Below are 25,284 nucleotides of genomic sequence, written 5' to 3' on the forward strand. Positions count from 1 at the left end.
GTGCTCCAAGGGGTGGCGAAGCGGCCGGTACCCACCGAACTCTGACCGGAATTGACGGCATGCGACCGGCCCTCACGGACTCCTTATGAGCATGGAGACCACCGTCGCACAGCTCGCCCACGCCCGCCTCGTCGCCGCCGACGACCACGAGGTCCCGGTGCCCGCCACGCTGCGCTACACCGCGGACGACCCGCTCGCGGTGTACCTGGACTTCCCCGCCGAGGCCGCCCTGCACGGCGAGGAGGTCACCTGGACCTTCGCGCGCTCCCTGCTCGACGAGGGGCTCGGGGCCCCGGCCGGCCAGGGGGACGTACGGATATGGCCCTACGGCCGCACCGGGACCGTCCTGGAACTCCACTCGCCGCACGGCATGGCCCTGCTGCTCTTCCCGGCCCCGGCGCTGCGCGACTTCCTGCGGCGCACGTACGAGGTGGTGCCGGGCGGTGAGGAGGACGTGAGGGGGGTGGTGGAACGGGGGCTGAGCGCGCTGTTCGGCGGCGTGTGACCCGGCGCGGCGGGCCTCGGCCGCGCCGGTCGCGGCGTCAGCCGCCGGGCCGGGCGTACAGCGCCGGACGGGGGGCCGCCTCGACGGTCACCCGGGCACCGGTCTCCAGGGACCGTACGCCCGCCTCGGCGACCACGGACGCCGCGTACCCGTCCCAGGCGCTCGGACCGGTCACCTCGCCGCGCCGGGTGGCATCCACCCAGGCCTGCACCTCCCGGTCGTAGGCGTCGGCGAAGCGGACGAGGTAGTCCCGCGCCACCTCCTCGCGGGCCCCGTCCCGGGTGGTGACCACCATGGTGTGCGCCTCGCCGATCCGCGCGCTGCCCGCCTCGCACACCGCCTCGCAGCGCACCTGGTAGCCGAATCCGCAGTTGACGAAGACCTCGACGTCCACCAGGGCCCCCGACTCGGTCTCGAACAGCACGAACTGCGGGTCGGACAGCCCCTCGGGCGCGCGCGGGGACGGCGCCGGCCGCAGCACGGTGACCGCCGTCAGCTCCTGTCCGAGCAGCCAGCGGGCCGCGTCGATCTCGTGCGACACCGAGCTGTTGATCAGCATGGCGCTGGTGAAACCGTCGGGTGAGGACACGTTGCGGTGGGTGCAGTGCAGCATCAGCGGCCGGCCCAGACCGCCGCCGTCCAGCAGGGCCTTCAGCCGCAGGTACTCGGCGTCGTAGCGGCGCATGAAGCCGATCTGCGCCAGCCGGCGGCCGAGCGCGGCCTCGGCCTCCATGACCCGCAGGGCGCCGGTGGAGTCCGGCACCATGGGCTTCTCGCACAGCACCGGCAGCCGGCGGGCGAAGGCGGCGAGCAGGGCCTCCTCGTGCGCGGGACCCGGGGACGCGATCAGGACCGCCGCCACACCCGGCGCGTCCAGAGCCGCCAGCGGGTCGGTGTGCACGGTGACCCCGGTCAGACCGGCCACCGACGCCTCGGCCCGGGCGGGATCGGGATCGGCGACGGCCGCGACCCTGGCGCCGCTCACCACCCGATCGAGGCGCCGTATATGGTCCGCACCCATGTGTCCGGCACCCAGTACGGCCACACCCAGCAACTCACCCATGCGCACGCTCCTCACGCCGACGATCACGCGTAGCGTACGCGGGAGCCGGGAGCCGGGAGCCGGGAGCCGGGAGCCGGGAGCCGGGAGCCGGGAGCCGGGAGCCGGGGCTTGGGAGCAGGGAGCAGGGAGCGAGGGCGGGGTCCCCGGGCTCAGTACCGCAGCACCCCGGCGATGCCGTCCGCGTCGCCCAGTGCGCCGTCCGGGACGAAGCGCACGTCGGCTCCGGTCTCCAGGCACCGCTCGACGATCTCGTCCACGATGTCGTCGCGGGCGTCCAGGTCGCCGGGCCGGGCCGGTTCCAGGTGGTCGCCGGTCTCGCGGACGGTCGTACGGTAGTCCTCCTCCACGGCGAGCAGCCGGACGCGGCCGTCCCGGGCGCTCTGCCACAGCTCGTCCACCCCGGCCGCGTAGGCCCGGCGCCCGCGCGCCGAGGTGAGCTCCCGCATGACGGACGCGGCGTTCTCCCGGGACTCCTCCTCCAGGACCGGCCGGACGGCCTGCCACACCGCCTCCGGACCGGCGTGGGCGAGCCCGCCACGCCGTATCGGCACGGCGTGGCGCGCGACGGTGCCGGCCTCCTCCATCAGGGACAGCGCCGCCTGTTCGCCGGTGAGGTACAGCGGCCGGGGCGCCTCCCGCAGGACCCTGCTCATGGCGGTGTCCGCCTCGCGCAGGAACCGGCGCGTGCCCTCGTCGCGGAAGGTGCTCGGCTGGTCGCCGATCCGCATGAGCCGCTCGGCGTCGAAGTTCTCCCGGGCGCGCGTCAGCGGGAAGCCGCCCCAGCGTTCCTCCACGACGCGGCCGGCGCCGCCGTTCCACAGCGTGACGCGGTCGGCGGAGAGCGACAGCACCCAGAAGGGCCGCTCGGCAGCGTGGGCCGACACCAGGTTGCGGGTCAGGAAGGTGTCCGACAGCACCACCCGCTCGGGAACGGGCCGGGCCAGCGACCACACCTGGTGCTCACCCGGCGCGGCGAAGATCACCAGGCCGTCCTCGGGGTGTGACAGATCGACCTCGGCCAGGGCCCGGTCGAGTTGCGCCTCGACGTCGGCACGCCGTTCACGGGTGACGGCCGGGTCGGACTCCAGCCGCCGGCGCGCCTCGGTCAGCGCGTTGCGCAGCCGGACCTGGTCCTGGCCGTTCCCGCGTTGCCGGCGGTGCGTCGGGGTCAGCACGGAGACCGCCGGATAGGGGCGCGGGCGGCGCAGTTCGGCGAGGGTCGAGGGACTCAGTGCGTGCTCCATGACAGCACGATAGGGCGGAATCACCATTACGGCATTCGGGGTAATCGGGACCTTCGCGGCGGCCTCGCGTCCGCGACCCGGCGTCACCGCCGTACACCCTCCGAACACCCCCGGACCCTCCCTCGGGGTCCGCCTGCCAGGTTTCTGATCGCGAAGACGTAACACGCCGTTAACTTGAGGAAGTTTTTGCCTGTGGCCGGTTCTCGCCGGTTGATGTGCGACAACATGCGGATCCGTCGATTTTGCTGAGGCAAAACGCGGCCGAAACCGTGGAGCCGGATACCCGGCCGGTGTTTCCGGCGCGTTGACTCGGCCGGACGCCTGACGGACGCTCGATATAGATGCTCGATACAACTGGTTTGCCCGGCCGGCCTCCCGTTCCCGAGGAAAACGCAGGTGAGCGGGGGTCCGTCGGCGGCCGGAGGCAGGAGGTAGCGCATGTGCGGCATAACCGGATGGGTCTCCTTCGACCGTGATCTGACCACCGAGGCCGCCGCCTTGGACGCGATGACCGAGACGATGGCCTGCCGCGGCCCGGACGACCGCGGGACCTGGAGCGAGGGGCCCGCCGCCCTGGGGCACCGCCGGCTCGCCATCATCGACCTGCCCGGCGGCCGCCAGCCGATGTCCGTGCCCACTCCCGAGGGCACCGTGGCCATGGTCTACTCCGGCGAGGCGTACAACTTCACGGAACTGCGCCGGGAACTCACCGACCGCGGCCACCGGTTCACCACCGACTCCGACACCGAGGTGGTGCTGCACGGCTATCTGGAGTGGGGCGACGCGGTCGCCGAGCGGCTCAACGGCATGTACGCGTTCGCCGTCTGGGACGGCCGGCACGACAAGCTGGTGATGATCCGCGACCGCATGGGCATCAAGCCCTTCTACTACTACCGGACCCCCGACGGCGTCCTGTTCGGCTCCGAGCCCAAGGCGATCCTCGCCAACCCGCTGGCCCGGGCCCGCGTCACCCTGGACGGCCTGCGCGAGCTGTTCGTCATGATCAAGACGCCGGGCCACGCCGTCTGGGACGGCATGGCCGAGGTGGAACCCGGCACCGTCGTCACCGTCGACCGCTCCGGCCTGTCCACCCGCGTGTACTGGCGCCTGGAGACCCGCCCGCACACCGACGACCGGGACACCACGATCGCCACCGTGCGCTCGCTCCTCGACGACATCGTGCGCCGCCAGCTGGTCGCCGACGTGCCGCGCTGCACCCTGCTCTCCGGCGGACTCGACTCCTCGGCCATGACCGCGCTCGCCGCCCGGCAGCTCGCCGTCCACGGCGAGAAGGTGCGCAGCTTCGCCGTCGACTTCGTCGGGCAGACCGACAACTTCGTGGCCGACGAGCTGCGCGGCACGCCCGACACGCCCTTCGTGCACGACGTGGCCCGGCTCGCCGGCACCGAGCACCAGGACATCGTGCTCGACACCGACGCCCTCTCCGACCCCGGTGTGCGCGAGCGGGTGATCCGGGCCCGCGACCTGCCGTCCGGCCTCGGCGACATGGACACGTCGCTGCTGCTGCTCTTCCGCGCGATCCGGGAGAAGTCCACGGTGGCCCTGTCCGGCGAGTCCGCCGACGAGGTCTTCGGCGGCTATCTGCAGTTCTTCGACGAGGAGGCGCGCCACGCCGACACCTTCCCGTGGCTGGCGAACATGAACCGCCACTTCGGGGAGGACGCCGATGTGGTGCGCGCCGATATAGCCAAGTCCCTGGATCTGGAAGGCTATGTGGCCGACGGCTATCGCACCGCCGTCACCGGCATCGACCGGCTGGACGGCGAGAGCGACTTCGAGTACCGCATGCGGCGGATGAGCCATCTGCACCTGACCCGCTTCGTACGCATGCTGCTCGACCGCAAGGACCGCATGAGCATGGCCGTCGGCCTGGAGGTCCGGGTGCCGTTCTGCGACCACCGGCTGGTCGAGTACGTCTACAACACGCCCTGGGCGCTGAAATCCTTCGACGGCCGGGAGAAGAGCCTGCTCCGGGAGGCGACGGCGGACGTCCTGCCGAAGTCCGTGTACGACCGGGTCAAGAGCCCGTACCCGTCCACCCAGGACCCCGGGTACGCCCGCGCGCTCCAGAAGCAGGTCAAGGAACTGCTGGCCCGGCCCTCCCACCCCGTGTTCGACCTGCTCGACCGGGACCGGGTGCGGGCGGCCTCCGAACGCGACACACCGGTCAGCACGCAGGCCGCCCGGCGCGGACTGGAACGCGCCCTGGACCTCGCCGGGTGGCTGGACCTGTACTCGCCGGACCTGGTGCTCGGCTGAGCCGCGGCCCGGCCGGAACCGGTCCGGGAGCCTGGCCCGACCGGGACCGGGCCGGGTGCCTGGCCCGACTGGAACCGGGCCGGGCCCCCGGACCGGGTGGAGGCGAGTCCGGTGCCCCTGGCCCCGGCCGGGGCGAGACCGGCGCTCAGTCCAGTCCGATGATCCGGTCCGCGGCCCGGGCCGTCGGCTGCCACCACGTGGTCACCGGCTCCCAGACGAGCACCTCCCGTCCGGTGCCGAGCCGCCCGGCGGTGAAGGACCGGCCCCAGTGCGCGGCCGACGCCGCCACCGTGACCGAGTCCGCCCGGCGGGCCTCGGGGTCCGCCGGGTCGCCGATGGTCCGTACGGCGGCGTAGGCGGTGCCGCCCGCCGCCAGCCGGTAGCCGCCGGTGCCGCCCTCGGGCACCGGCAGCGCGGCCCCGTCCAGGCCGCCGAAGGTCACCGTGGGCACGCGGTCGACGACGCAGGCCCGGGCGGTGCGGTTGGTGACGCTGACCCGCAGCACGGTCGGCCGGCCGGTGGCGGCCTTCGCCCGCACCGTCAGCGCCCGCTCGGCGCAGTGGGCGGCCCGCTCCTGGCCGGCGGCGGCCTGGCTCTGCGGCGCGGTCAGCAGCAGGGCCGCCGCGGCGGCCGAGACGGCGGTGGATACGGCGATGGCGGCGCGGATGGGCATTGGGGTGTCCCCCTGTCGTGGTCGGGAGCGGGACGCTGCGCCCGGCTCGCGGAACTGGACGACGGCCCCGGGCCGGACGCCGTGGGCGATCGGCGGCCGGAACCCGCCTGCCCTGTGTGACGGCCGGCGCGGCCGGGAGGTTGCCCCGGTCCACGGCACTCACCCGGTCGTGTTCGTGTCCGTCCGGCACCGGCGGCCGTCAGCCGGCGCCCTCCGGGCCGACGGCCGCGGGGGCGTCCGCCGGGCAGGAGCCGCCGCCGGCCGGCAGCGTGCCGTAGAGCAGGAAGTCGTTGACCGTGTGGTGCACACACATGGATGAGGAGTACCCGGTGTGGCCCTCACCCTTGTTGTCCAGCACCACCGCCGAGGAGCCCAGCCGGCGGGCGGTCTCCACGGTCCACCGGTACGGGGTCGCCGGGTCACCGCGCGTGCCGACGAGCAGCATCTTCGCCGTGTGCACGTCCTTGACCCGCTCGCGGATGAAGTCGGTGCCCTTGGGACGCCCGTAGCACAGCAGCAGCTGGGTGAGCCGGTAGCGGCCGAAGACCGGTGAGGCGTGGTCGTACGCGGCCCGCAGCGACCTCATCTCCTCGGTGAGCCGCGCCGCGTCGGGCCGCTCGGGGTCGTCCGCGCAGTTGATCGCCATCAGCGCGGCCGGCAGGTTGTCCACGGGGACGTCGGCGACGTCCACCAGCCCGCCGTCCCCGCGATGGCGGACAGGGGACGCACCGGCGCGGTCCGTGCGCTCACGCTCCCGGGACGGGCCGGTGCGGTCCGCGCCGTAGGGGACGTGCGGCAGGCCGACGCCGCCCGTGGCGAAGCCGAGGAGTCGGCGGGTGTCGCCGTCCTCCACCAACGAGGCCAGCGCGCGTTCCAGCGAGGGCCACGTCCGCTTGCTGTACAGGCCCTGCGCGAGGGCGCCCACCAGATCCTGACCGGTGAACGAGGCGCCGAACTCCGTCGGAACCGGGTCCCGGTCGAGCGAGCGCACCAGCCGCAGCACCTCGTCCCCGGCCCGGCGCCGGTCCTGCCCGAACGGACAGCCGACGTCCGTCGTACACCAGTCCAGGAAGTCGTCCAGTGCCCGCTGCTGCCCCTCGGCGCCCGCCAGGCCCTGTTCGGCCGACGACTCGGTCAGCGTGTCCACGCCGTCCAGGGCGAGCCGGCCGACCTGGTCCGGGAACTGCGCCGCGTACACCGCGCCGAGCCGGGTGCCGTAGGAGAAGCCGAGGTAGTTGAGCTTCTCGTCGCCGAGTGCCTGGCGGATGACGTCCAGGTCGCGCGAGGCGTTCACGGTGCCGATGTGGGGCAGCACCGGGCCGGAGTTGCGGGCGCACTCCTCGGCCATCTGCCGCAACTGCCGGAACAGAGCCCGCGATTGGCCGGCCCCCGCGTCCTGCCTGGGCACCGCGGGAACCACGACACCGCCCTCGCCACAGCTGACGGGGGAGGACCGGCCGACGCCGCGCGGGTCGAAGGTGACCACGTCGTAGCCGTCGGTGAGATCCATGAACTGCCTGCCCTCGGTGGCCAGTCCGGGGATGCCGGCGCCGCCCGGGCCGCCGAAGTTCAGCACCACCGAACCGTGGGACGGCCCCGTCGCGCGGTAGCGGGCCAGCGCCAGGTCCAGGGTGCCCGCGCCCGGCCTCGCGTAGTCGAGCGGGACGGTGACCTTCGCGCACTCGAGGTCCTCGGGCATGTCCGGGCCCGGGCAGGCGGCCCAGGCCGGCCGCTGCTCGTAGAAGCGGGTCAGATCGGGCTGCGGCCGGTCGGCGGCGGCCGCGGGCAGCCCGGCGCCGAGCAGCGCCAGGGCGAGTGCCGAGGCACCCGCGCAGCGCCGCGCCAAGGGCCGTGTGGACAGCATGGCCAGCATCGATCGCCTCCCGGGGCACGCCCGCCACGGGCCGGGGGCGGCGCCCTCGGATCACCATAAGCGGCCCCCCGCGGGCCCGCCTCCCGGCGAGCGGGACGGCACCCGCCGCCGTATTCTGCGCACCCTCCGTGCCCGTTGGTGATCATTCGACGGCTTTGCGTGCGGTTCGATAACAGTGCCGCTCGATGGGGTGAAAGGCCGATAGGCCATAACTCGGATGGTTCACGGGCGTTTGAGGAGGTGCGGGCGAGTGCCCGCGCGATGTCTGGAAGGCAGGGAACCTATGAGACGGGCTACCCGAAACGGTGTGATCGCCGTCGCCGCCGCATCCGGCGCGATGGCCGTGGCGTTCCCGGTGTCCGCCGCCTTCGCGGCCGACGGGGCCGGAGCCCGGGGCACGGCGGCCGGCTCACCCGGACTGATCTCCGGCAACGGCATCCAGCTCCCCGTGGACGTGCCGGTGAACGTCTGCGGCAACACGGTCGACATCGTGGGGCTGCTCAACCCGGCCGCGGGCAACGCCTGCGCGAACACCGGCAAGGCGCGGGCCGGCGGCGCCGGACACGGCGGGGCGCCGTCCCGGTCCGGCGGGGCGACCGCCCACGGCGCGGCCACCGACTCGCCCGGCGTGGTCTCGGGCAACGGCATCCAGCTCCCCGTCGACCTGCCGGTGAACATCACCGGCAACAGCGTCAACGTGGTCGGCATCGGCAACCCGGTGTTCGGCAACCAGTCGGTCAACGGCCCCGGCGACGCCCACCGGCCGGCCCCGCACACCCCCGCCCGGCACACCCCGGCCCCGAAGCCCCGGGCCCCGAAGCCGCAGCCCCCCACCCGGGCCCAGCCCGCCCCGCACGACCCGCGCCCGGGCGTGTCCACGCTGGCCCACACCGGAGCGGACGCCACCGCCCCCGCGATGGCCGGCAGCGCCGCGCTCATCGTCGCGGGTGCCCTCCTCTACCGCCGCTTCCGCCCGGCCCGCCACTACTGACCCACCGCCCTGACGCGGACCGGGCCCGGTGCGCCTGGCCTCCCAGGGCGAGCGCGGCTACGGGCCCGGGGCGTGACCGGGTTCCGGGGCGCGGCCACGGTTCCCGGCGCCGCCACCCGCGCGGCGGCGCGGCGACGCCCATGACAGTGACCCCGACCCGGACGGAGACATACGCATGCACCCCACCGGCGACGGGGCCCGGCCGGGGCGAGCCCCGGCCCTGGCGAGCCCCGGCCCGGATGGGCCCCGGCCCTGCCGAGCCCCCGCCTGCGCGTCGGCCGATCTCCCCGTGGCGCGGCTCGCGTTGATCCGGAAGGATGCTGCGGGCGGCCGGCCGAGGGCCGCGCCGCACGACAGCCCGACCCCGACGGAAACGGAGCGCACCGATGACCTCTGCGGCCCCCCAGGACCTCGTCGTCACCCAGGCCACCCTCGCCGACTGGCCGGTGATCAGCGGGTGGGCGGCGGCGGAGGGCTGGAACCCCGGACTGTCCGACGGCCCCGCCTTCTTCGCCCAGGACCCCGAGGGGTTCTTCCTCGGCCGGATCGACGGGGAACCGGTCTCCGCCATCTCCGTGGTCAACCACGGACCCGACTACTCCTTCCTCGGCTGCTACCTGGTCCGCCCCGGCCTGCGCGGCCGCGGACACGGCCTCACCACCTGGAAGACCGCGCTGGCGCACGCCGGGAACCGGACGATCGGCCTGGACGGGGTGGTCGCCCAGCAGGACAACTACCGCCAGTCCGGCTTCCGCCTCGCCCACCGCACCATCCGGTTCACCGGCCCCGCTCCCGAGGCCGAGCCGCCCGCCGGCGTCCGCCCGGCCGGCCCCGCCGACCTCGCCGCGATCACCGCCTACGACAGCGCCTGCCACCCCGCCGACCGCCCCCGGTTCCTCGCCGAGTGGCTCACCACACCCGGCCACCGCGCCGTCGTCCGCGACAACGACGGGCACCTGACCGGCTACGGCGTGATCCGCCCCGGCCGGGACACGCTGCGCGTTGGCCCCCTCTTCGCGGACACCGCCGCCGACGCCCGGGCCCTGTTCGCCGCCCTCACCGCCGACGTGGCCGACCGAGAGGTCGCGATCGACGTGCCCGAGCCGAACGCGGCGGCCGTCGCCCTCGCCGAACAGGCGGGCCTGCGGCCCTCGTTCGAGACCGCCCGCATGTACACCGGCCCGGTGCGCGCGTACGCCCGGGAACGGGTGTTCGGCGTCACCACGCTCGAACTCGGCTGACCCGTCAACCGAGTCGGGGCCGCCCGGAGTGGAAGCGCCGGTGCAGCTCCCGCACGTCGTCCAGCAGCTCCGGCACCGGTCCCGCCACGGCCACCCCGGGTGCGACGTCCCGCACCGGCAGGGTGCGCACGGGCGGTGCGGGCACGCCCAACTCGGCCAGGATGCCGGACAATTGCACAGAGGAGACGATGTACACGATCCGGCCGAGCCCGACCCAGGCGTGCGCCGCAGAGCACATCGGGCAGTGCTCGCCGGAGGTGTAGACGGTCGCCGCCGCCCGCTCCTCGGCGGTCAGCCGCGCGGCCGACCAGCGGGCCAGCTCGAACTCGGGATGCCGGGTGCGGTCCCCGCCCGCCACCCGGTTGCGGTCCTCCGCCAGCACGGTCCCGTCCCCGGCCACGAGGACCGACCCGAAGGGCTCGTCACCGGCGTCCAGCGCCTCCTCGGCCAGTTCGACACAGCGGCGCAGATACCGCAGCTCATCGTCCCGGACCATCGGCTCACCTCCGTACGTCATGATCTCCGGCCGGGCACGTTACGGCCACCGCACCGGGCCCGGCCAGCGGCTTTGCCTCCGGGGCAACGGCGCGCCGCCCGGCCGGGAAGGCGTACCGCCGGCCCAGCGCGACCGTGCCGAGCGCCAGCAGCACCGGCGGGAGCGCGGTCCACGGCAGTGCGCCGGCTCCCAGCGCGTCCAGTGCCAGGCCGCCGGTGAGCGAACCGGCGGCGATCCCCGCGTTGTACACCGTGGTCTGCAACGAGGTCGCCACATCGGCGTCGCCGGGCCCGGAGGCGGTGACCAGCGCGGTCTGGATCAGTGTCGGCGCCCCGCCGAAGGCCACCCCCCACAGCGCGACCGCGCCCACCAGGAGCGCGTGCGCCCGGCCGGCCGGGCCCAGGACCAGCAGCACGGCCGCGACCAGCGCCAGGGCCCCGAGCAGAGCGGCCCGGGGACGCCGGTCGACCAGCAGTCCGGTGAGCCAGATCCCCGCCACCGTGGCCGTCCCGAACACCGCGAGCAGGACGCCCGTGCGGCCGTACCCGGTGTGCGCGGCGAACGGGCCGACGTACGTGTACATCGCCTGATGTCCCAGCAGCAGGAAGAACGTCACGCACAGCACCGGGCGGATGCCGGGGCGGAGGGCGACCCGGGCCAGGGGGACGCGCGCGTGCGGCGGCTCGCCGGGGAAACCGGGCACCCGGAGCCGTATCCAGCCCACGAGCAGCACCGCGAGGACGGCCAGGACGGCGAACGCGGCCCGCCAGCCGACCGCACCGGCCAGCGCGGTACCGGCGGGCACGCCGAGCGCCAGGGCCAGGGTGATCCCGGCGAGGACCACCGCGATGGCCCGGCCGCGCCGCTCGGCGGGCACCATCCGGGCCGCGTAACCGGCCAGCATCGCCCACAGCGTGCCGCCCATCGCCCCGGCCAGCAGCCGGGCCGCGACGGTGAGCGGGTACGACGACGACAGCGCCACCAGGGTGTTGCTCAGGGCGAACCCCAGCAGCGCGCCGCACAGCACCGGCCGCCGGGGCAGCCCGCGCAGCGCCGCGGTGACCGGGACCGCGGCCACGAAGGAGGCCGCGGCATACGCGGTGACGAGAAAGCCGATCCGGGACTCGGCGACCCCGAGCGGGGGAGCCATGGCGGGCAGCAGCCCGGCCGGGAGGAGTTCGGTCAGTACGGCGGTGAACGCGGCCGAGGACAGGGCGAGCAGCCCGGACCACGGCAGGCGACCGCCCTTGACCTGGGAGGACGGGGTCATGCGACCATGGTGGAAGCTTCACATCAGTGTGAAAGTCAAGCCGGAGCCCGGGAGGCGCGATGCGCATCGGTGAGCTGTCCCGGCGCACGGGCGTCGCCACCCGGCTGCTGCGCTACTACGAGGAACAGGACCTGCTGCACCCGGGCCGCGCCGGCAACGGCTACCGCAGCTACCCGGAGTCCGCGGTCGCGCGGGTGGGGCAGATCCGGGGCCTGTTGGACTCCGGGCTGACCACCGAGATGATCCGAGCGATCCTGCCGTACCTGTGCGGGCCCGGCCGTCTCGTGCCTCCCCCGGAGAGCGTGCCGTCCGGGACGGCCGACCTGCTCCAGGAGCACATCGACCGCATCCAGGCCCGCATCGACTGCCTGGCCCGCAACCGGGACCGGCTCACCGCCTACCTGGCGGCGGTACGGCCGGACGGCGGCTGAACTCCCCGGCGCGGCCGGCGCGTCGCGTCGTTCCCGCGCCTCAAGTGCCTCCGGTGGTGATCCGGCGCGCTCCCGTCCGGCGCCCGAACCCCCTGTTCACCCGCCTTCACCGCCATGTACATTTCAGCCAACCGTCGCGCGGAGGACACCCCAAGCCGGTTCTACGCGCGCAGACTTGGCGCCCGCACCGCCTCTTCCCACCCTTTCACGGAGGTTCGACGGATGCTCGGACGGAAAAGATCCCGCCGCGGCGGCACCACCGCCCTGGCCGGCGCGGCGCTGCTGCTCGCCTCGGCCGCCGTGCAGACCGGCACCGGCACCCCCGCCCACGCGGCGACCCCCCACCGCGTCCTGTTCGACAACGCCCACGCCGAGACGGCCGGCAACGCCGACTGGATCATCTCCACCAGCCAGCCCGACCCGCTCGGCCAGGACTCCTCCCCGTCCGCCGAGACCGACTGGACCGGGGCCCTGTCCTCCTGGGGCGTCGCGCTGCAGAAGACCGGCGACTACAACCTGAAGACCCTGCCGTCGGGCTCCGACCTCGCGTACGGCGGCGCCTCCGCCACCGACCTGTCGAACTTCGACACGCTGGTCCTGCCCGAACCCAACACCCTCTTCACCAGCGCCGAGAAGACGGCGATCATGAACTTCGTCAAGAACGGCGGCGGACTGTTCATGATCGCCGACCACACCGGAGCCGACCGCAACAACGACGGCTACGACGCGGTCGAGATCTTCAACGACCTGATGACGAACAACGGCGTCGACTCCACCGACCCGTTCGGCTTCTCCGTCGACTCGCTGAGTGTCGGCTCCGACCATCCGGCCGCGATCAGTGACGCCACCGACCCGGTGCTGCACGGCTCCTTCGGCACCGTCACCAAGAGCCTGATCGCCAGCGGTACGACCGCCACCCTCAAGCCCGCGGACAACCCCGCCGTCAAGGGCCTGCTCCACCGCACCGGTTACTCCGGGAACACCGGCGTCTTCTTCGCCACCAGCACCTTCGGCAGCGGCCGGGTCGCCTTCTGGGGCGACAGCTCCCCGGTCGACGACGGCACCGGCCAGTCCGGCAACACCCTCTACGACGGCTGGAACGACACCAGCGCCACCAACGAGGCCCTCGCGCTCAACGCCACCGCGTGGCTGTCCGGCGCGGGCGGCACCGGCACCGGCGGCGGCTCGACGACCTGCACCGCCGCCCAGCTCCTCCGCAACAACGGCTTCGAGTCCGGCACCACCGCCTGGACCACCACCAGCGGGGTCATCACCAACTCCACCACCAAGGCGGCCCGTTCGGGCTCGTACTACGCCTGGCTCGCCGGCAACGGCACCGCCACCACCGACACCCTCGCCCAGTCGGTGACCCTCCCGTCCGGCTGCGCGGCCAGGCTGACCTTCCAACTCCACGTGGACACCGCCGAGACCACCACCAGCACGGCCTACGACACCCTCAAGGTCCAGCTCCTGAACGGCTCCGGCACCGTGCTGCGCACCCTGGCGACGTACTCCAACCTCGACGCCGCCTCCGGCTACACCCAGCGCGCCTTCGACCTCGGCGGCTACGCCGGGCAGACCGTCACCCTGAGGTTCACCGGCACCGAGGGCACGAAGTACCAGACCTCGTTCGTCGTGGACGACACCGCGCTCGACGTGAGCTGAGCCGGGCCGGGAGCGGTGGGGGCGGGTCGTCGTACGGCTCGGCTCCCCGTCCCGTCAGCGCGCCGGAATCGTCGTCTCCGGTGTGTTCCAGCCGGAGACGCGCACGCGCGGTGCCGAGCCGCGCAGGCCGTCCGTCCGGTAGGTGGCGGTCAGCGTCACCGACTCGCCCGGCCACAGGCTCACCTGGTTGTCCGACCAGCGCACCGGCAGCACCGGCTTGCCCTCCGCGCCCACCACGTCGACGTCCGTCAGCAGCGCCGGGGTCGTCCCGCGCCCGTGGTGGCGCAGGGTCACCGTCGTGGTCGAGACGCCCTCCGACGCCCGGGTGACCGCCTTCGCCGACACCGGCACCCGGGCCATCGAGGCCAGCCCGGTCAGGTCGGCGTACTCCGTCGTCGGGGTGTAGTACCAGGTGGTGTCGTCCCAGTCGAGGGTGTCGGGCCGGGTGGAGAGCCAGTACACGTTCCGGCTCACCTCCCTGCCGGCCGCGTCCGTCAGCACCAGCCGCAGCAGCTGGGTGCGCGCCGACCCGTCCACCGAGGGCGGCAGGGTGAGGGCGGTGGCATGCGCGCCGCCGCCGTTCACCGCGACCCCGCCGGCGCTCTCGTCGAACCGGCGCGTGCCGTCGGGATCGAACAGCGTGGCCCGCGCGGTGAGGCCCCGGACGGGAGCGGTGCGGTTGTTCACCACCACGATGGAGCGGTCGTCGTAGGAGAACTGCACATGCAGCGGCTCATTGGCCTTCTTCGCCCCGAAGTAGGCGCCGTTCTGGTCGAGGTAACGGTCCGTCAGCTGCCAGTGCAGCGAGGGCCAGCCGCTGTTGAACATCCAGTACACGACACCGGTGGCGGGCCGGTCGGTGTCGGTCGCGTTGCGCCGGTACGACTCGAACTGGGCGCGCACGGTTTCGTACTGGGCGAGCTGGGCCTTGCGCACATAGTCGGTGAGGCCCGTGGGAGCGCCGTAGCGGCCGGTGAGCGCCTCGTCGTAGATCTTGAGCGTGCCGAAGGTGGCGGACGGCGAACGGTGGTACTGCCGGGCGTCCGGGTCCTTCCAGAGGGTGTCCAGTTCGGCCGGTGTCATCATCCGGCGGAGCGTGTCCAGGGTGGGGATGCTCGGGCCCGCGCTGGTCTCGGAGTTGAAGCCGGTGGCCCCGCCCTCCTGCTTGGCGTACCAGTAGCCGGGCGGCACCCAGTCGTAGGGGCCCGTCATCCTCATGCCCGAGTCGCCGAGCCGCGGGGAGGAGTTGTCGGACGCGGCGGGGACCACGGGGACGGGCCAGTCGGCCGCTTCCAGCGCGTCCAGGTAGCCCTCCTCGATCTTCGCGTCCGGCGCGGCGTCGCTGCCGATCATGAACGACAGCACGCTGGGATGGCCGCGCAGCCGGGCGGCCTCGGCGGCCATGGACGCCCGCGCCACGGCGTGGTCCGCGCCGGACCACGGCTCGCCGGACCCGTTGGGGTTGAAGTCCCCCTCCCACTTGTCGCAGCACTCCCAGCCCGGCAGGGCGAGCACGCCGTAGCGGTCGGCGAGGTCGAAGAACTCGTCGGGCTCCAGGTGGCCTTCCAGGCGGAGGGTGTTCAGGCCCAGGTCGAGGGCGTACTTCAGGCGGTCCTCGGTATAGGCGCGGTCCCAGCGCAGGAATTCGTCCGGGGACCAGCCGCCGCCCTTGATCAGCAGCGGGCGGCCGTTGACGCGGTACTGGCGGGCGCCGTCGGCGTTCAGCGGGGCCCGCACGTCCCGGATGCCGAAGCTCTCGTGTGCGGTGTCCGACGGCGTGCCGTCCACGGTGGCGGTGAGGTCCAGGTCGTACAGCGGCTGCTTGCCCAGGCCGGCCGGCCACCACACCTTGGGGCGGGTGAGGCGCAGGCCGGGGACGTCGGCGGGGGAGAAGGAGAGCGTCTTCGACTCGTGCGCGCCGAGCGTCAGCGTCCGGGCGAACCGGATGTCGCCGACACTGCCGGTGATCCGCGTGGTGACCGTGGAGCCCGTGTCGTTGCGGACCTGGGCCCTGACCGTCAGGTCGGCGGTGGCGAGCGAGGGCACCGCCAGCTTCGTGACCACGTGCGCGTCGCGCAGCGCGACCGGGCCGCCCCGACGGACCAGGACGTCGCGGACCAGGCCCATGTTCCGGTCGGGCGGCGGCTGGAGCCAGTCCAGCCAGCCCATGGTCAGGTCCCGGTTCGGGTCGTTGGGCCGCACCCGGAAGGCGACCGTGTTCGTGCCCGGCCGGACCAGCGAGGTGATGTCCAGCTCATGACGGGTGTAGGCGCCGGTGACCCGGGAGGCCGGTGCCACCATACGGCCGTTCACATAGACGTCGGCCGCCGAGACGACGCCGCTGAAGTCCAGGAAGGTGCGCCGGGCGGTGTCCTCGACCGCGAAGTCCGAGCGGTACCACCACGGCACCTCGAAGTCGGCGCGCGGGATCTGCCGCTGGTTGGTGGAGCGGAACGGGTCGGGATACACGCCGTTCGCCAGCAGCGCGGCCAGCACGGTGGAGCGGGGACCGGCCGGATACCAGTTCCGCGCCGGGTAGCCGGGGGAGGACACGACCGCCGCCGAGTCGCCCACCTTCGCGGCGGACTGGATGACATAGCGGGACAGCGGGGTGCTGGTGCCCGCGGCGGAGGGGACGGGGGTGATCCGGTCCGGCCGGTAGGGGTCGGTCGCCTCCCCGCGGCCGGCCCAGGCGCCGGTGGTCAGGGCGCCGCCCAGGGCGAGCAGCGCCGCGGCGGCCAGGGGGAGCCGGCGGGTGGGGCGAGGGAACACGGCGGTCTCCAGCCTCGTAAAGTTAGGAAACTTTACTAACCTGCGTCACGCTAGGTCGCGCCCCGGACACTGTCAACGAGCCTCGCGGAGACCGGCGGGGGACGCCGTCGGCCTGTGAAGGATCGTTTCGCCGTCGTGCGTCTGACGGTAGATCAGCCGCTGCCGGGTGCGTCGGATGTCCGCCGTGTCAGGAGGCCCCTTTGTCCGGTAGCCCGCCACCCACGGGTGGTCTCGTCCGCCGTGTCGGCCTGTTCCAGGCCACCGCGATCAACATGAGCCAGATGTGCGGCATCGGCCCGTTCGTGACGATCCCGCTGATGGTCGCCGCGTTCGGCGGCCCGCAGGCGGTCACCGGGTTCCTCGCGGGCGCGGTCCTGGCCCTGTGCGACGGGCTCGTCTGGGCCGAACTGGGCGCCGCCCTGCCCGGCTCCGGCGGCAGCTACGTCTATCTGCGCCAGGCCTTCCGGCACCGCACCGGACGGCTGATGCCGTTTCTGTTCGTGTGGACGGCCATGCTGTTCATCCCGCTGATCATGTCCACGGGCGTGGTCGGCTTCGTCCAGTACCTCGGCTATCTCACCCCCGGCCTCGGGCGGACGGCCGGCGACCTGACCGGCCTCGGCGTCATCGCCCTGGTGGTGCTCCTGCTCTGGCGCGGCATCGAGCACATCGCCCGGATCACGGCCGTCCTGTGGACCGTGATGATCGCCTCCGTGCTGCTGGTCATCACCGCCGCGGCCACCCACTTCAGCCCACATATGGCCTTCACCTACCCACCGGGCGCGTTCAATGTGATGAGCGACCACTATTGGCCCGGGTTCGCCGCGGGCCTGACCATCGGCATCTACGACTACCTCGGCTACAACACCACCGCCTACATGGGCGCCGAGATCAAGAACCCCGGCCGGACCCTCCCGCGCTCCGTGCTCTTCTCGATCCTCGGTGTCATGGCGATCTACCTGCTGCTCCAGATCGGCACGCTCGGCGTGGTCGACTGGCACCGGATGACCGACCCGCACGACATCGCCTCCACCTCGGTGGCCTCCGCGGTGCTGGAGGGCACCTGGGGCAGGGCGGCGGCGGAGACGGTGACCGTGCTGATCCTCGTCACCGCGTTCGCCTCCGTCTTCACCGGACTGCTCGGCGGCTCCCGGGTGCCCTACGACGCCGCCCGTGACCGGGTCTTCTTCCGCGCGTACGGCAAGCTGCACCCCAGGCACCGCTTCCCGGTGTCCGGCCTGGCCACCATGGGCGTGATCACCGCCGTCGGCTTCCTGGTCGGCCGCCACACCGACCTCGCCACCCTGATCCAGCTGCTCACCACGGTGATGGTGATCGTGCAGGCGCTGGCCCAGATCGTCGCGCTGACGGTCCTGCGCCGACGCCGGCCGGACCTGCCCCGCCCCTACCGCATGTGGCTCTACCCGCTGCCGAGCGTCCTGGCCTTCACGGGCTGGTGCGTGATCTACGGTTACGCCGACCACAACTCCCCGGGCCGCCACCCCGTCGAGTGGTCCCTGGCCTGGCTGGCCCTGGGCTGCGTGGCCTTCCTGGGGTGGGCGTGGCGCGAGCGGGTCTGGCCGTTCGGCCCGAAGGAGACCGCCGAGGACACCGGGGGGACCCGCAACGCCCTTGAGATGAGCTAGGGTTACGGACACCACCTCCCCGGCCGGACCGCGATCCGCCGGGGACGCTCTCGTTCATGACCGAGAACACGACCGAGAACATGGCCGACAACACGGCCGAGAACACGATCGCGGACCTCGCCGTCCGCCCCGCGACCCCCGCCGACCGGCCCGCCGTGGAACGGCTGTGGCTGATGTTCCGCCACGACCTGTCCGAGTTCCAGGGCGGCCTGCCCGCCGCCGACGGCCGCTTCCGCGACGACTGGGTGACGTCCGCCTTCACCGGACCCGGCTGGGCGCCGTACCTGCTGATACGCGACGACCGCCTTGCCGGGCTGGCGTTCGTCCGCGGGCTCGACGGCCCGGTGCGCGTGCTGAACAGCTTCTTCGTGGTGCGCGGCGCCCGGCGCCGGGGCATCGGGCTGCGGGCCGCGCGCGAGGTGCTCACCCGGCACCCCGGGCCGTGGGAGATCGCCTACCAGGAGGACAACCCGGCCGCCGCGCGCTTCTGGCCACGGGTCGCCGCGGACCTTGCCGGCGACGCCTGGACCCGCGAGCCGCGCCCGGTGCCGGGCCGGCCGGAGCTGCCGCCGGACGTGTGGATCTCCTTCACCGTGCCGGCCCGGCCCGACGCGGACCTTTGACAGCGGACGATCACCTCGCCAGCTTGGGCAACCATGACCGAGCAACCCGGCTTCGTGTACGTCACCTACATCGCGAGCACTCCCGAGAGGCTCTGGGAGGCGCTCACCGACGCCGACCTGACGGCCGTCTACTGGGGGCACCGGAACGTCTCCGACTGGCGGCCCGGTTCCCGCTGGGAGCATGTGCGCGCCGACGGCTCCGGCGTCGCCGACGTGGTCGGCCGGGTGGTGGAGAGCGAGCCGCCGGCCCGGCTGGTGACCACCTGGGCCGCGCCCGGCGAGGAGGGGCGCGAGGACCGGCACTCCAGGGTCGCCTTCGGGATCCGGCCGTACGAGGACATCGTCCGGCTGACCGTCACGCACGACGACCTGGCCGACGAGGGTGAGCGTTCTGCCGTCGCGTCCGGCTGGCCGGCCGTGCTGTCCAACCTCAAGTCGCTGCTGGAGACCGGCCGGCCGCTGCCCCAGGAGCCGTGGCGGGTGCCGGCCGGCTGACCGGGGACAAGGGGAGGCCGGTCCGTCCGGCGGACCGGCCTCGTTGTTCTTGTTCCTTGCCGATCTCCTCGTCTCCTTTCCTCGGTCTCCTCTTTCGTGGTCTGGGGATCTCTTTCGTGGTCCGGGGATCCGCGGTCCGGGCTCCACGGCCCGGGGGCCGGGCCGGTCCCCGGGGTTCCGGACCCCGCGTTCTACGGCCTGGGAGTGCTCTTCGCGGCCGTACCGGCGCACACCAGTCCGAGGACGAGGGCCAGGGCTCCGATGATGATGTTGTTGACGATGACGCCCGCGTCCGGGCGGCTGCCCACGATCCACGGGGCGATGATCATCCAGATGCCCATGGCGCACATGGCCCAGCTCAGGCCGTACATCCGCTCGGGCGCCCGGGTGAATCCCAGGGCCAGCAGGGCGATCGCTGTGCCCACGATCAGATTGTGGGCGACGAGGGCGGGCTGGCTCGCCGTGTAGTGCAGGATCCACGGGGACGCGGCACAGTACAGGCCGAGCAGGAACACCGGCCCGTCCACGAGCGCCACATCACGACCACCGAGTACACGGGAGTAGCGGTCCCGCATTTCGGAGACATCGGGGTGGCTCGAGATGTCACCCCTGTGCAAGTCGGCCATGAGTCGTCTCCTTTGACTTCGCAGGCCAGACGGGGTCTGGTCCGGTGCATGGCGAGTGCGCCGTATGGTCTATTTTGCCCTTGCTTCCGGCTTATGTGTAGAGGGTGGGCGGGGGTGGTGGGCGCTGTCGGTGGCATGTCCGCGCCTGTCGGGGGCAAGCGGATCGGTACAACCCGTACATTCCATGGCGCGTCCCGTTGGGGCCGGTGAAGAGGAGGTGGCCGCCGTCATGAGTGCGAGGGTGCTGGAGCGTTTCCCCGCCGGGGCTCCACGTGGGTCGTGGCCCGCGGAGGAGTACGCCGCCGCCCGACGTGCCGAGGGTGAACCGGCGACCGTGGTGATGGACCTGAAGTCGGACGCCTTCCTCGTGGTGGTCGAGGGGCGGGAGGAGGACGGCGGGGCCTGAGGGCCGGCCGTACGCACCCGGCCGCCGCGCGACTCGGCGCGGCGGCCGTGGCGCGCGTGGGTCCGCGATACGAGAACGGCCGGGATCTCCTTGACTGCCGTCGCGGGCTGCTGCCACGATCGATGGCATGACCATGCGACTGGACCTCACGCGGCGACGCCATGTCGATCTCGCACGCGTCTCCAGCGCCTCCTGTCGCGCCACGGCCTGACCCGCCCTCCTCTTCCTTTCCTCCGGGCGTCCGGCGCGACCGAACTTCCTTCCCTTTCACCGGATTCGGCGTGCCCGGCTCCCGTCGAGCGATTCCCCGACAGGGGTTCCGCGTGCCCGCTCCGGCTCGGGACGCGGTGACCTCGACCGCCTTCTCCCCGGGCGCCCATTCGCGTACGGCCGCCCGGCGCACCTCAGAAACGAGACACCCATGGCCACCGTCCTGTCCGTCTCCGGCAGCCCCTCCGCCTCCTCGCGCACCAGCCTCCTGCTGCGCCACCTGGACCAGCGGCTCATCGCCCAGGGCCACGAGGTGATCCCGCTCGACATCCGCACCCTCCCGGCCGAGGCCCTGCTCGGCGCGGACTTCCGGCACCCCGCGATCGCCGGGGCCGCGGAGTCGTTCGCCCGCGCCGACGGCGTCGTGGTCGGCACGCCCGTCTACAAGGCGTCGTACTCCGGGGTTCTCAAGGCGCTCCTGGACCTGCTCCCGCAGTACGCGCTCACCGGCAAGACCGTGCTCCCGCTGGCCACCGGCGGCTCCACCGCGCACGTCCTCGCCATCGACTACGCCCTGCGGCCGGTGCTGAACTCCATGGGTGCCGCACACATAGTCCAGGGCTGGTTCACCCTCGACAAGGACATCACCGTGCGGGAGGACGGCTCCCTGACCGTCGCACCGGCCACCGCCGAGGCCCTGGGGCACGTGGTGGACCAGTTCGCCGCCGCCCTGGACCGCACGCCCGTACTGGCGGCGGCCGCGAGCTGAGCGGCCCGGCCACCCCACGGACACAAGCGATCGGAGACCCCGTGTCCCTCACCTTCCACTGGTTCCTGCCCACCAACGGCGACAGCCGTGATGTCGTCGGCGGCGGCCACGGCAGCCCGGCGACCGCGTCCGGCCGGGATCGGCCGCCGACGGTCGCCTATCTGAGCCAGATCGCGCGCGCCGCCGAGGAGTTGGGCTTCGTGGCCGCGCTCACCCCGACCGGCGCCTGGTGCGAGGACGCGTGGCTGACCACCGCCATGGTCAGCCAGCACACCGAACGGCTGAAGTTCCTCGTCGCCTTCCGCCCCGGCTTCGTCTCGCCGACGCTCGCCGCGCAGATGGCGGCCACGTTCCAGCGGCAGACCGGGGGACGGCTGCTGCTCAACGTCGTCACCGGCGGGGAGAGCCGGGAACAGCGGGCCTACGGCGATTTCCTCGACAAGGACGCCAGGTACCGGCGTACCGGCGAATTCCTGCATGTCGTACGGGAGTTGTGGGAGGGCAAGAGCGTCGACCTGGCCGGGGACCACCTGCGGGTGGAGGACGCGCGGCTCAGCCGGGTGCCCGATCCGGTGCCCGAGGTGTACTTCGGCGGCTCCTCACCGGCCGCCGGCGAGGTCGCGGCCCGGTACGCCGATGTGTACCTCACCTGGGGCGAGCCGCCCGCACAGGTCGCCGAGAAGGTCGCCTGGGTCCGTGGGCTCGCCGCCGCGCACGGCCGTACCCCGCGCTTCGGCATCCGGTTGCACGTCATCACGCGGGACACGGCGGCGCAGGCCTGGGCGGAGGCGGACCGGCTGCTCGACGGCTTCGACCCGGAGACCGTACGGGCCGTGCAGGAGGGGCTCGGCCGCAGCGAGTCGGAGGGGCAGCGGCGCATGCTCGCGCTGCACGGCGGCAGCCGGGACGGCCTGGAGATCCACCCCAACCTGTGGGCCGGGATCGGACTGGTGCGGGGCGGTGCGGGGACGGCGCTGGTCGGCAGCCACGAGGAGGTGGCCGAGCGGATCGAGGAGTACCACGCGCTCGGCATCGACGAGTTCGTCCTCTCCGGCTATCCGCACCTGGAGGAGGCGTACTGGTTCGGCGAGGGCGTGCTGCCCCGGCTCGCCGCGCGGGGTCTGTGGTCCCACCCCGACGGGCGCGCGCCCGCCGCGGCCCCGAAGGTGCCGGTCGCCCTCTGACCGGCCGAGCGCCACCCGTGGGAAACGCGGGGCGCTTCTCAGGCGTTCCGTTCCCCGGTGTCCGCGGGTGCCCCGCTCAGGGCCCGCAGATGTGCCTCGCGCGACTCGGCGGTCTGGCCCTGCACCAGCAGGAACAGCCCCTCCCGGGCAAGGCGTTGGGCGCGGCTGGTCAGGGCCGTCGCGCGGCCGCCGCCGGCCACCACCGCCGCCGTGGTGGCCGTACGCAGCAGCTCGTAGGCCGCCGCGCGCACCGCCAGCCGTTCCCCCACCCACGCGTCCACCGCGTCCGCCGACGGCTCCGCCCCGGCCGCTCCGGCTCGCGTCGCCGTGGTCGGCCGCCCCGTCCACCCCTTGGGCGGCGGCGCGTCCGCCAGCTCGTACGCCTTGCGGCGGATCCCGGCGAGGCGGGCGCGGAGCGGGGCGGCCGTGCCCGTGTCCAGCAGGGAGAGCGCGGTCTGCGTGACGCCGAAGACGGCCGGGCTGGTGTGCGGCGTCTTGACCCGGTCCCCGGCGGCCCAGCGGTCGTACGGCATGCGCAGGGCCACCGTGTCCGCGGGCAGCCACAGGCCGGCCAGCTCCAGGGACACCGTGCGCGCGGCGGTGAGGGCGGCCAGCCGCATCGGCTCCGAGGCCCGCAGGCCCGGCCGCTCGCGGGCCTCGGTGAAGGCGAACAGCACCTCGCCGGAGTCGGTGACCCCGGCCAGCAGCATCACGTCGTTCAGGCCCCAGCCGGTGTACCAGGGCACCGTCCCGTCGAACCGCCAGCCGCCGCGCTCCGGCCGGACCCGTACCGGGCGGCGCGGATACGACCGCAGGTGCGCGTACGCCACCCCGGACAGCAGTTCCCCGCGGGACAACGGGCCCAACAGCCGTTCCCGCACGGGGTGTTCGCTCTGTACCAGGGTCTGCACCGGTGTGTGGTGCTGGGTCTGCACGAACCAGGTGGCACCGCACGCCCCGGCCAGGATCTCCGCGACCTCCCGCGCCACGGCGGGCGGCGCGCCCGCGCCCCCGTGGTCCGCCGGGGCGGTCACCCCGAGCAGGCCCGACCGCTTCACCGCCTCAATGTGGCCCGGGGGCACCCCCTCCTGGTCGACCCGCTCGGCCTCGGGGGCGAGCAGGTCAGCGGCGAGGCGGCGGGCGCGGACGACGAGCGGATGCGGAGTGAGGTCCATGCGGGAGATTCTTCCGGGCCTTCGGACGGTGTTTCCGTGCGCCCGGCCCGGCCCGGCCCAGCCCCGGCTCAGCCGGCGGTGCCGTGACCCTCGTCACTCCACCCGCCCCGCCGGAATGAACTTGAGGACATGAAAGGTTGCCATATGCATCGACTACCCCTACGTGATCCACCGAGGCACCGTGAACCACTCCCTGCCCGAGCGGCCCGCCGACGTCGTGGCCCGGCTGCGCGCCACCTTCGCCACCGGCCGGACGAAGTCCGTCGACTGGCGTACCGATCAGCTGCGCCGGATGCGCGCCCTGCTCACGGAACGCGGCGCCGACCTCGCCGCCGCCCTCCGCGCCGATCTCGGCAAGAGCGAGACCGAGGCGTATCGCACCGAGATCGACTTCACCGTCCGCGAGATCGACCACACGCTGGAGCACCTGGCGGACTGGCTGCGCCCCGAGCCCGCGCCCGTACCGCCGCACCTGGGTGCCGACGCCACGGCCTGGACGCAGTACGACCCGCTCGGCGTCGTCCTCGTCATCGCGCCCTGGAACTACCCGGCGCAGCTGCTGCTCGCGCCCATGGTCGGCGCGCTGGCCTCCGGCAACGCGGTCGTCGCCAAGCCGAGCGAGCTGGCCCCGGCCACCTCCGCCGTACTGGCCGAGCTGATCCCGGCCTACCTGGACCCGGACGCGGTCGCGGTGGTCGAGGGCGGCATCCCGGAGACCACGGCCCTGCTGGCCGAGCGCTTCGACCACATCTTCTACACCGGCAACGGCACCGTCGGCCGTATCGTCATGCGAGCCGCCGCCGAGCACCTCACCCCGGTCACCCTCGAACTGGGCGGCAAGTCCCCGGTGTTCGTGGACCGCGGCACCGACCTGGAAGCGGTCGCCGACCGGCTGGCCCGGGGCAAGTTCCTCAACGCGGGCCAGACCTGCGTCGCCCCCGACTACGTCCTGACCGACCCGGAGACCGCGCCGGTCCTGGAGGCCGCGCTGGTCCGCGCGGTGGAGAGGCTGTTCGGCGCCGACCCGGCGCGCTCGCCGGAGTACGGCCGGATCGTCAACGAGCGGCACTTCGACCGGCTGTCCGGCCTGCTCGGCTCCGGCCGGGTCGCCGTCGGCGGCGTCGGCGACCGGGCGGCGAAGTACCTCGCGCCGACCGTCCTCGCCGACGTCGACCCCGCCTCGCCCGTCATGCGGGAGGAGATCTTCGGCCCGATCCTGCCGATCGTCACCGTGTCCGGCTTGGACGAGGCCATCGGCTTCATCAACGACCGCGACAAGCCCCTGGCCCTGTACGTCTTCAGCGAGTCGGACGAGACCCGGGCGCGCATCGCCGCCGAGACCTCCTCGGGCGGCCTCGGGTACGGCCTGCCCGTCGCCCATCTCACCGTCTCCGACCTGCCGTTCGGCGGGGTGGGGGAGAGCGGCATGGGCAACTACCACGGCCGCTACTCGATCGAGACGTTCAGCCACCGCAAGGCCGTCCTGGCGAAGCCGCTGAGCTGACCGACCGCGCGCCTCTCGGGCCCCGACCGCACGCCTCTCGGGCCCCGACCGCGCGCCTCTCGGGCCCCGGCCACGCGCTCCCGGGGCCCGAGAGGCGTGCGCCACAAGGAAGTTCACCGTCGCCGTACCGGAACACACGGTA

General features: G+C 73.4%; 23 protein-coding genes. 14 read left to right on the forward strand and 9 right to left on the reverse strand.

All coding sequences use genetic code 11. The features are described 5' to 3' along the window. The first annotated feature begins 91 nt into the window (after positions 1-91). Complete coding sequence (locus ACSURM_RS33215) at positions 92-505, forward strand: SsgA family sporulation/cell division regulator (protein WP_436961229.1); 414 nt, start codon at positions 92-94, stop codon at positions 503-505. 37 nt (positions 506-542) lie between these two features. Here ACSURM_RS33215 and ACSURM_RS33220 read toward each other — a convergent pair whose 3' ends face one another. Next, entirely contained in the window at positions 543-1,568 is a 1,026-nt protein-coding gene (locus tag ACSURM_RS33220; protein ID WP_436959568.1) for a Gfo/Idh/MocA family protein, read from the reverse strand. Positions 1,569-1,717: 149 nt separating this feature from the next. After that, positions 1,718-2,812, reverse strand: coding sequence for a chemotaxis protein (locus tag ACSURM_RS33225; RefSeq protein WP_436959570.1), 1,095 nt, complete (start codon positions 2,810-2,812; stop codon positions 1,718-1,720). Between the two features lie 438 nt (positions 2,813-3,250). Between ACSURM_RS33225 and asnB the strand changes: the two genes are divergently transcribed. Next, the gene (gene asnB / locus ACSURM_RS33230; protein ID WP_436959572.1) at positions 3,251-5,092 is read left to right on the forward strand and encodes an asparagine synthase (glutamine-hydrolyzing); all 1,842 of its coding nucleotides are present in this window, start codon (positions 3,251-3,253) and stop codon (positions 5,090-5,092) included. A gap of 145 nt (positions 5,093-5,237) precedes the next feature. On the opposite strand, the gene ACSURM_RS33235 is transcribed toward asnB, so the two are convergent. Both ACSURM_RS33235 and ACSURM_RS33240 read right to left on the reverse strand, forming a co-directional pair. Further along, complete coding sequence (locus tag ACSURM_RS33235) at positions 5,238-5,765, reverse strand: DUF4232 domain-containing protein (RefSeq protein WP_436959574.1); 528 nt, start codon at positions 5,763-5,765, stop codon at positions 5,238-5,240. 199 nt (positions 5,766-5,964) lie between these two features. Then, positions 5,965-7,638, reverse strand: a complete 1,674-nt coding sequence (locus ACSURM_RS33240) for an alpha/beta hydrolase (protein ID WP_436959576.1) — start codon at positions 7,636-7,638, stop codon at positions 5,965-5,967. A gap of 283 nt (positions 7,639-7,921) precedes the next feature. On the opposite strand from ACSURM_RS33240, the gene ACSURM_RS33245 reads away from it, so the two are divergent. Both ACSURM_RS33245 and ACSURM_RS33250 read left to right on the forward strand, forming a co-directional pair. After that, positions 7,922-8,629, forward strand: a complete 708-nt coding sequence (locus tag ACSURM_RS33245) for a chaplin (RefSeq protein WP_436959577.1) — start codon at positions 7,922-7,924, stop codon at positions 8,627-8,629. Between the two features lie 386 nt (positions 8,630-9,015). Beyond that, positions 9,016-9,870 (forward strand): GNAT family N-acetyltransferase, encoded by an 855-nt coding sequence (locus ACSURM_RS33250; protein ID WP_436959579.1) that lies wholly within the window; start codon positions 9,016-9,018, stop codon positions 9,868-9,870. Positions 9,871-9,874: 4 nt separating this feature from the next. Here ACSURM_RS33250 and ACSURM_RS33255 read toward each other — a convergent pair whose 3' ends face one another. Together ACSURM_RS33255 and ACSURM_RS33260 are read right to left on the reverse strand one after the other, a co-directional pair. Then, a complete protein-coding gene (locus ACSURM_RS33255; protein ID WP_436959581.1) occupies positions 9,875-10,366 on the reverse strand; it encodes a nucleoside deaminase in 492 nt (163 codons plus the stop codon). A 4-nt stretch (positions 10,367-10,370) separates the two neighbouring features. Beyond that, a complete protein-coding gene (locus tag ACSURM_RS33260) occupies positions 10,371-11,636 on the reverse strand; it encodes an MFS transporter (protein ID WP_436959583.1) in 1,266 nt (421 codons plus the stop codon). A gap of 59 nt (positions 11,637-11,695) precedes the next feature. Between ACSURM_RS33260 and ACSURM_RS33265 the strand changes: the two genes are divergently transcribed. Together ACSURM_RS33265 and ACSURM_RS33270 are read left to right on the forward strand one after the other, a co-directional pair. Then, entirely contained in the window at positions 11,696-12,067 is a 372-nt protein-coding gene (locus ACSURM_RS33265; protein ID WP_436959585.1) for a MerR family transcriptional regulator, read from the forward strand. Positions 12,068-12,289: 222 nt separating this feature from the next. Further along, positions 12,290-13,732 carry a hydrolase gene (locus ACSURM_RS33270; RefSeq protein WP_436959587.1) on the forward strand — a complete coding sequence of 481 codons (1,443 nt, stop codon included), beginning with the start codon at positions 12,290-12,292 and terminating at the stop codon, positions 13,730-13,732. Positions 13,733-13,786: 54 nt separating this feature from the next. Here the strand turns inward: ACSURM_RS33270 and ACSURM_RS33275 are convergent, their stop codons facing one another. Further along, a complete protein-coding gene (locus tag ACSURM_RS33275; protein WP_436959589.1) occupies positions 13,787-16,504 on the reverse strand; it encodes a glycoside hydrolase family 2 protein in 2,718 nt (905 codons plus the stop codon). 200 nt (positions 16,505-16,704) lie between these two features. Between ACSURM_RS33275 and ACSURM_RS33280 the strand changes: the two genes are divergently transcribed. The 3 genes from ACSURM_RS33280 to ACSURM_RS33290 all read left to right on the forward strand — a co-directional run bounded on the left by ACSURM_RS33280 (position 16,705) and on the right by ACSURM_RS33290 (position 19,268). Further along, positions 16,705-18,150: an APC family permease gene (locus tag ACSURM_RS33280; protein ID WP_436959591.1), complete on the forward strand. Its 1,446-nt coding sequence runs from the start codon at positions 16,705-16,707 to the stop codon at positions 18,148-18,150. Between the two features lie 107 nt (positions 18,151-18,257). Next, positions 18,258-18,773, forward strand: a complete 516-nt coding sequence (locus ACSURM_RS33285) for a GNAT family N-acetyltransferase (protein ID WP_436961230.1) — start codon at positions 18,258-18,260, stop codon at positions 18,771-18,773. Positions 18,774-18,806: 33 nt separating this feature from the next. Continuing rightward, a complete protein-coding gene (locus ACSURM_RS33290) occupies positions 18,807-19,268 on the forward strand; it encodes an SRPBCC family protein (RefSeq protein WP_436959593.1) in 462 nt (153 codons plus the stop codon). A gap of 191 nt (positions 19,269-19,459) precedes the next feature. Here ACSURM_RS33290 and ACSURM_RS33295 read toward each other — a convergent pair whose 3' ends face one another. Next, positions 19,460-19,894 carry an SPW repeat protein gene (locus ACSURM_RS33295; protein ID WP_436959595.1) on the reverse strand — a complete coding sequence of 145 codons (435 nt, stop codon included), beginning with the start codon at positions 19,892-19,894 and terminating at the stop codon, positions 19,460-19,462. A gap of 229 nt (positions 19,895-20,123) precedes the next feature. Here ACSURM_RS33295 and ACSURM_RS33300 point away from each other — a divergent pair, with 229 nt between their 5' ends. From ACSURM_RS33300 to ACSURM_RS33315, 4 genes are all read left to right on the forward strand, one after another. Continuing rightward, on the forward strand, positions 20,124-20,300 hold the full coding sequence (locus tag ACSURM_RS33300; protein ID WP_181794875.1) for a hypothetical protein: 177 nt from the start codon (positions 20,124-20,126) through the stop codon (positions 20,298-20,300). Between the two features lie 133 nt (positions 20,301-20,433). Then, positions 20,434-20,511, forward strand: a complete 78-nt coding sequence (locus ACSURM_RS33305) for a putative leader peptide (RefSeq protein WP_362616205.1) — start codon at positions 20,434-20,436, stop codon at positions 20,509-20,511. A 210-nt stretch (positions 20,512-20,721) separates the two neighbouring features. Beyond that, positions 20,722-21,279, forward strand: coding sequence for an NADPH-dependent FMN reductase (gene ssuE / locus ACSURM_RS33310; RefSeq protein ID WP_436959597.1), 558 nt, complete (start codon positions 20,722-20,724; stop codon positions 21,277-21,279). Between the two features lie 41 nt (positions 21,280-21,320). Continuing rightward, positions 21,321-22,463, forward strand: coding sequence for an LLM class flavin-dependent oxidoreductase (locus tag ACSURM_RS33315; RefSeq protein WP_436959599.1), 1,143 nt, complete (start codon positions 21,321-21,323; stop codon positions 22,461-22,463). Between the two features lie 38 nt (positions 22,464-22,501). Here ACSURM_RS33315 and ACSURM_RS33320 read toward each other — a convergent pair whose 3' ends face one another. Then, a complete protein-coding gene (locus tag ACSURM_RS33320) occupies positions 22,502-23,638 on the reverse strand; it encodes an acyl-CoA dehydrogenase family protein (RefSeq protein WP_436959601.1) in 1,137 nt (378 codons plus the stop codon). A gap of 181 nt (positions 23,639-23,819) precedes the next feature. Between ACSURM_RS33320 and ACSURM_RS33325 the strand changes: the two genes are divergently transcribed. Beyond that, entirely contained in the window at positions 23,820-25,142 is a 1,323-nt protein-coding gene (locus ACSURM_RS33325) for an aldehyde dehydrogenase family protein (protein WP_436959603.1), read from the forward strand. Positions 25,143-25,284: the final 142 nt, after the last annotated feature.

Source organism: Streptomyces sp. SudanB182_2057, assembly GCF_964272715.1.
In the GTDB taxonomy this organism is placed as follows: domain Bacteria; phylum Actinomycetota; class Actinomycetes; order Streptomycetales; family Streptomycetaceae; genus Streptomyces; species Streptomyces rubradiris.

Coding starts and splice junctions, on each gene's coding strand:
- ACSURM_RS33235 (WP_436959574.1), bottom strand. CDS start 5,765: ATGCCCATCCGCGCCGCCATCGCCGTATCCACCGCCGTCTCGGCCGCC.
- ACSURM_RS33270 (WP_436959587.1), top strand. CDS start 12,290: ATGCTCGGACGGAAAAGATCCCGCCGCGGCGGCACCACCGCCCTGGCC.
- ACSURM_RS33265 (WP_436959585.1), top strand. CDS start 11,696: ATGCGCATCGGTGAGCTGTCCCGGCGCACGGGCGTCGCCACCCGGCTG.
- ACSURM_RS33320 (WP_436959601.1), bottom strand. CDS start 23,638: ATGGACCTCACTCCGCATCCGCTCGTCGTCCGCGCCCGCCGCCTCGCC.
- ssuE (WP_436959597.1), top strand. CDS start 20,722: ATGGCCACCGTCCTGTCCGTCTCCGGCAGCCCCTCCGCCTCCTCGCGC.
- ACSURM_RS33260 (WP_436959583.1), bottom strand. CDS start 11,636: ATGACCCCGTCCTCCCAGGTCAAGGGCGGTCGCCTGCCGTGGTCCGGG.
- ACSURM_RS33305 (WP_362616205.1), top strand. CDS start 20,434: ATGCGACTGGACCTCACGCGGCGACGCCATGTCGATCTCGCACGCGTC.
- ACSURM_RS33300 (WP_181794875.1), top strand. CDS start 20,124: ATGAGTGCGAGGGTGCTGGAGCGTTTCCCCGCCGGGGCTCCACGTGGG.
- ACSURM_RS33250 (WP_436959579.1), top strand. CDS start 9,016: ATGACCTCTGCGGCCCCCCAGGACCTCGTCGTCACCCAGGCCACCCTC.
- ACSURM_RS33295 (WP_436959595.1), bottom strand. CDS start 19,894: ATGGCCGACTTGCACAGGGGTGACATCTCGAGCCACCCCGATGTCTCC.
- ACSURM_RS33255 (WP_436959581.1), bottom strand. CDS start 10,366: ATGGTCCGGGACGATGAGCTGCGGTATCTGCGCCGCTGTGTCGAACTG.
- ACSURM_RS33240 (WP_436959576.1), bottom strand. CDS start 7,638: ATGCTGGCCATGCTGTCCACACGGCCCTTGGCGCGGCGCTGCGCGGGT.
- ACSURM_RS33245 (WP_436959577.1), top strand. CDS start 7,922: ATGAGACGGGCTACCCGAAACGGTGTGATCGCCGTCGCCGCCGCATCC.
- asnB (WP_436959572.1), top strand. CDS start 3,251: ATGTGCGGCATAACCGGATGGGTCTCCTTCGACCGTGATCTGACCACC.
- ACSURM_RS33225 (WP_436959570.1), bottom strand. CDS start 2,812: ATGGAGCACGCACTGAGTCCCTCGACCCTCGCCGAACTGCGCCGCCCG.
- ACSURM_RS33215 (WP_436961229.1), top strand. CDS start 92: ATGGAGACCACCGTCGCACAGCTCGCCCACGCCCGCCTCGTCGCCGCC.
- ACSURM_RS33290 (WP_436959593.1), top strand. CDS start 18,807: ATGACCGAGCAACCCGGCTTCGTGTACGTCACCTACATCGCGAGCACT.
- ACSURM_RS33220 (WP_436959568.1), bottom strand. CDS start 1,568: ATGGGTGAGTTGCTGGGTGTGGCCGTACTGGGTGCCGGACACATGGGT.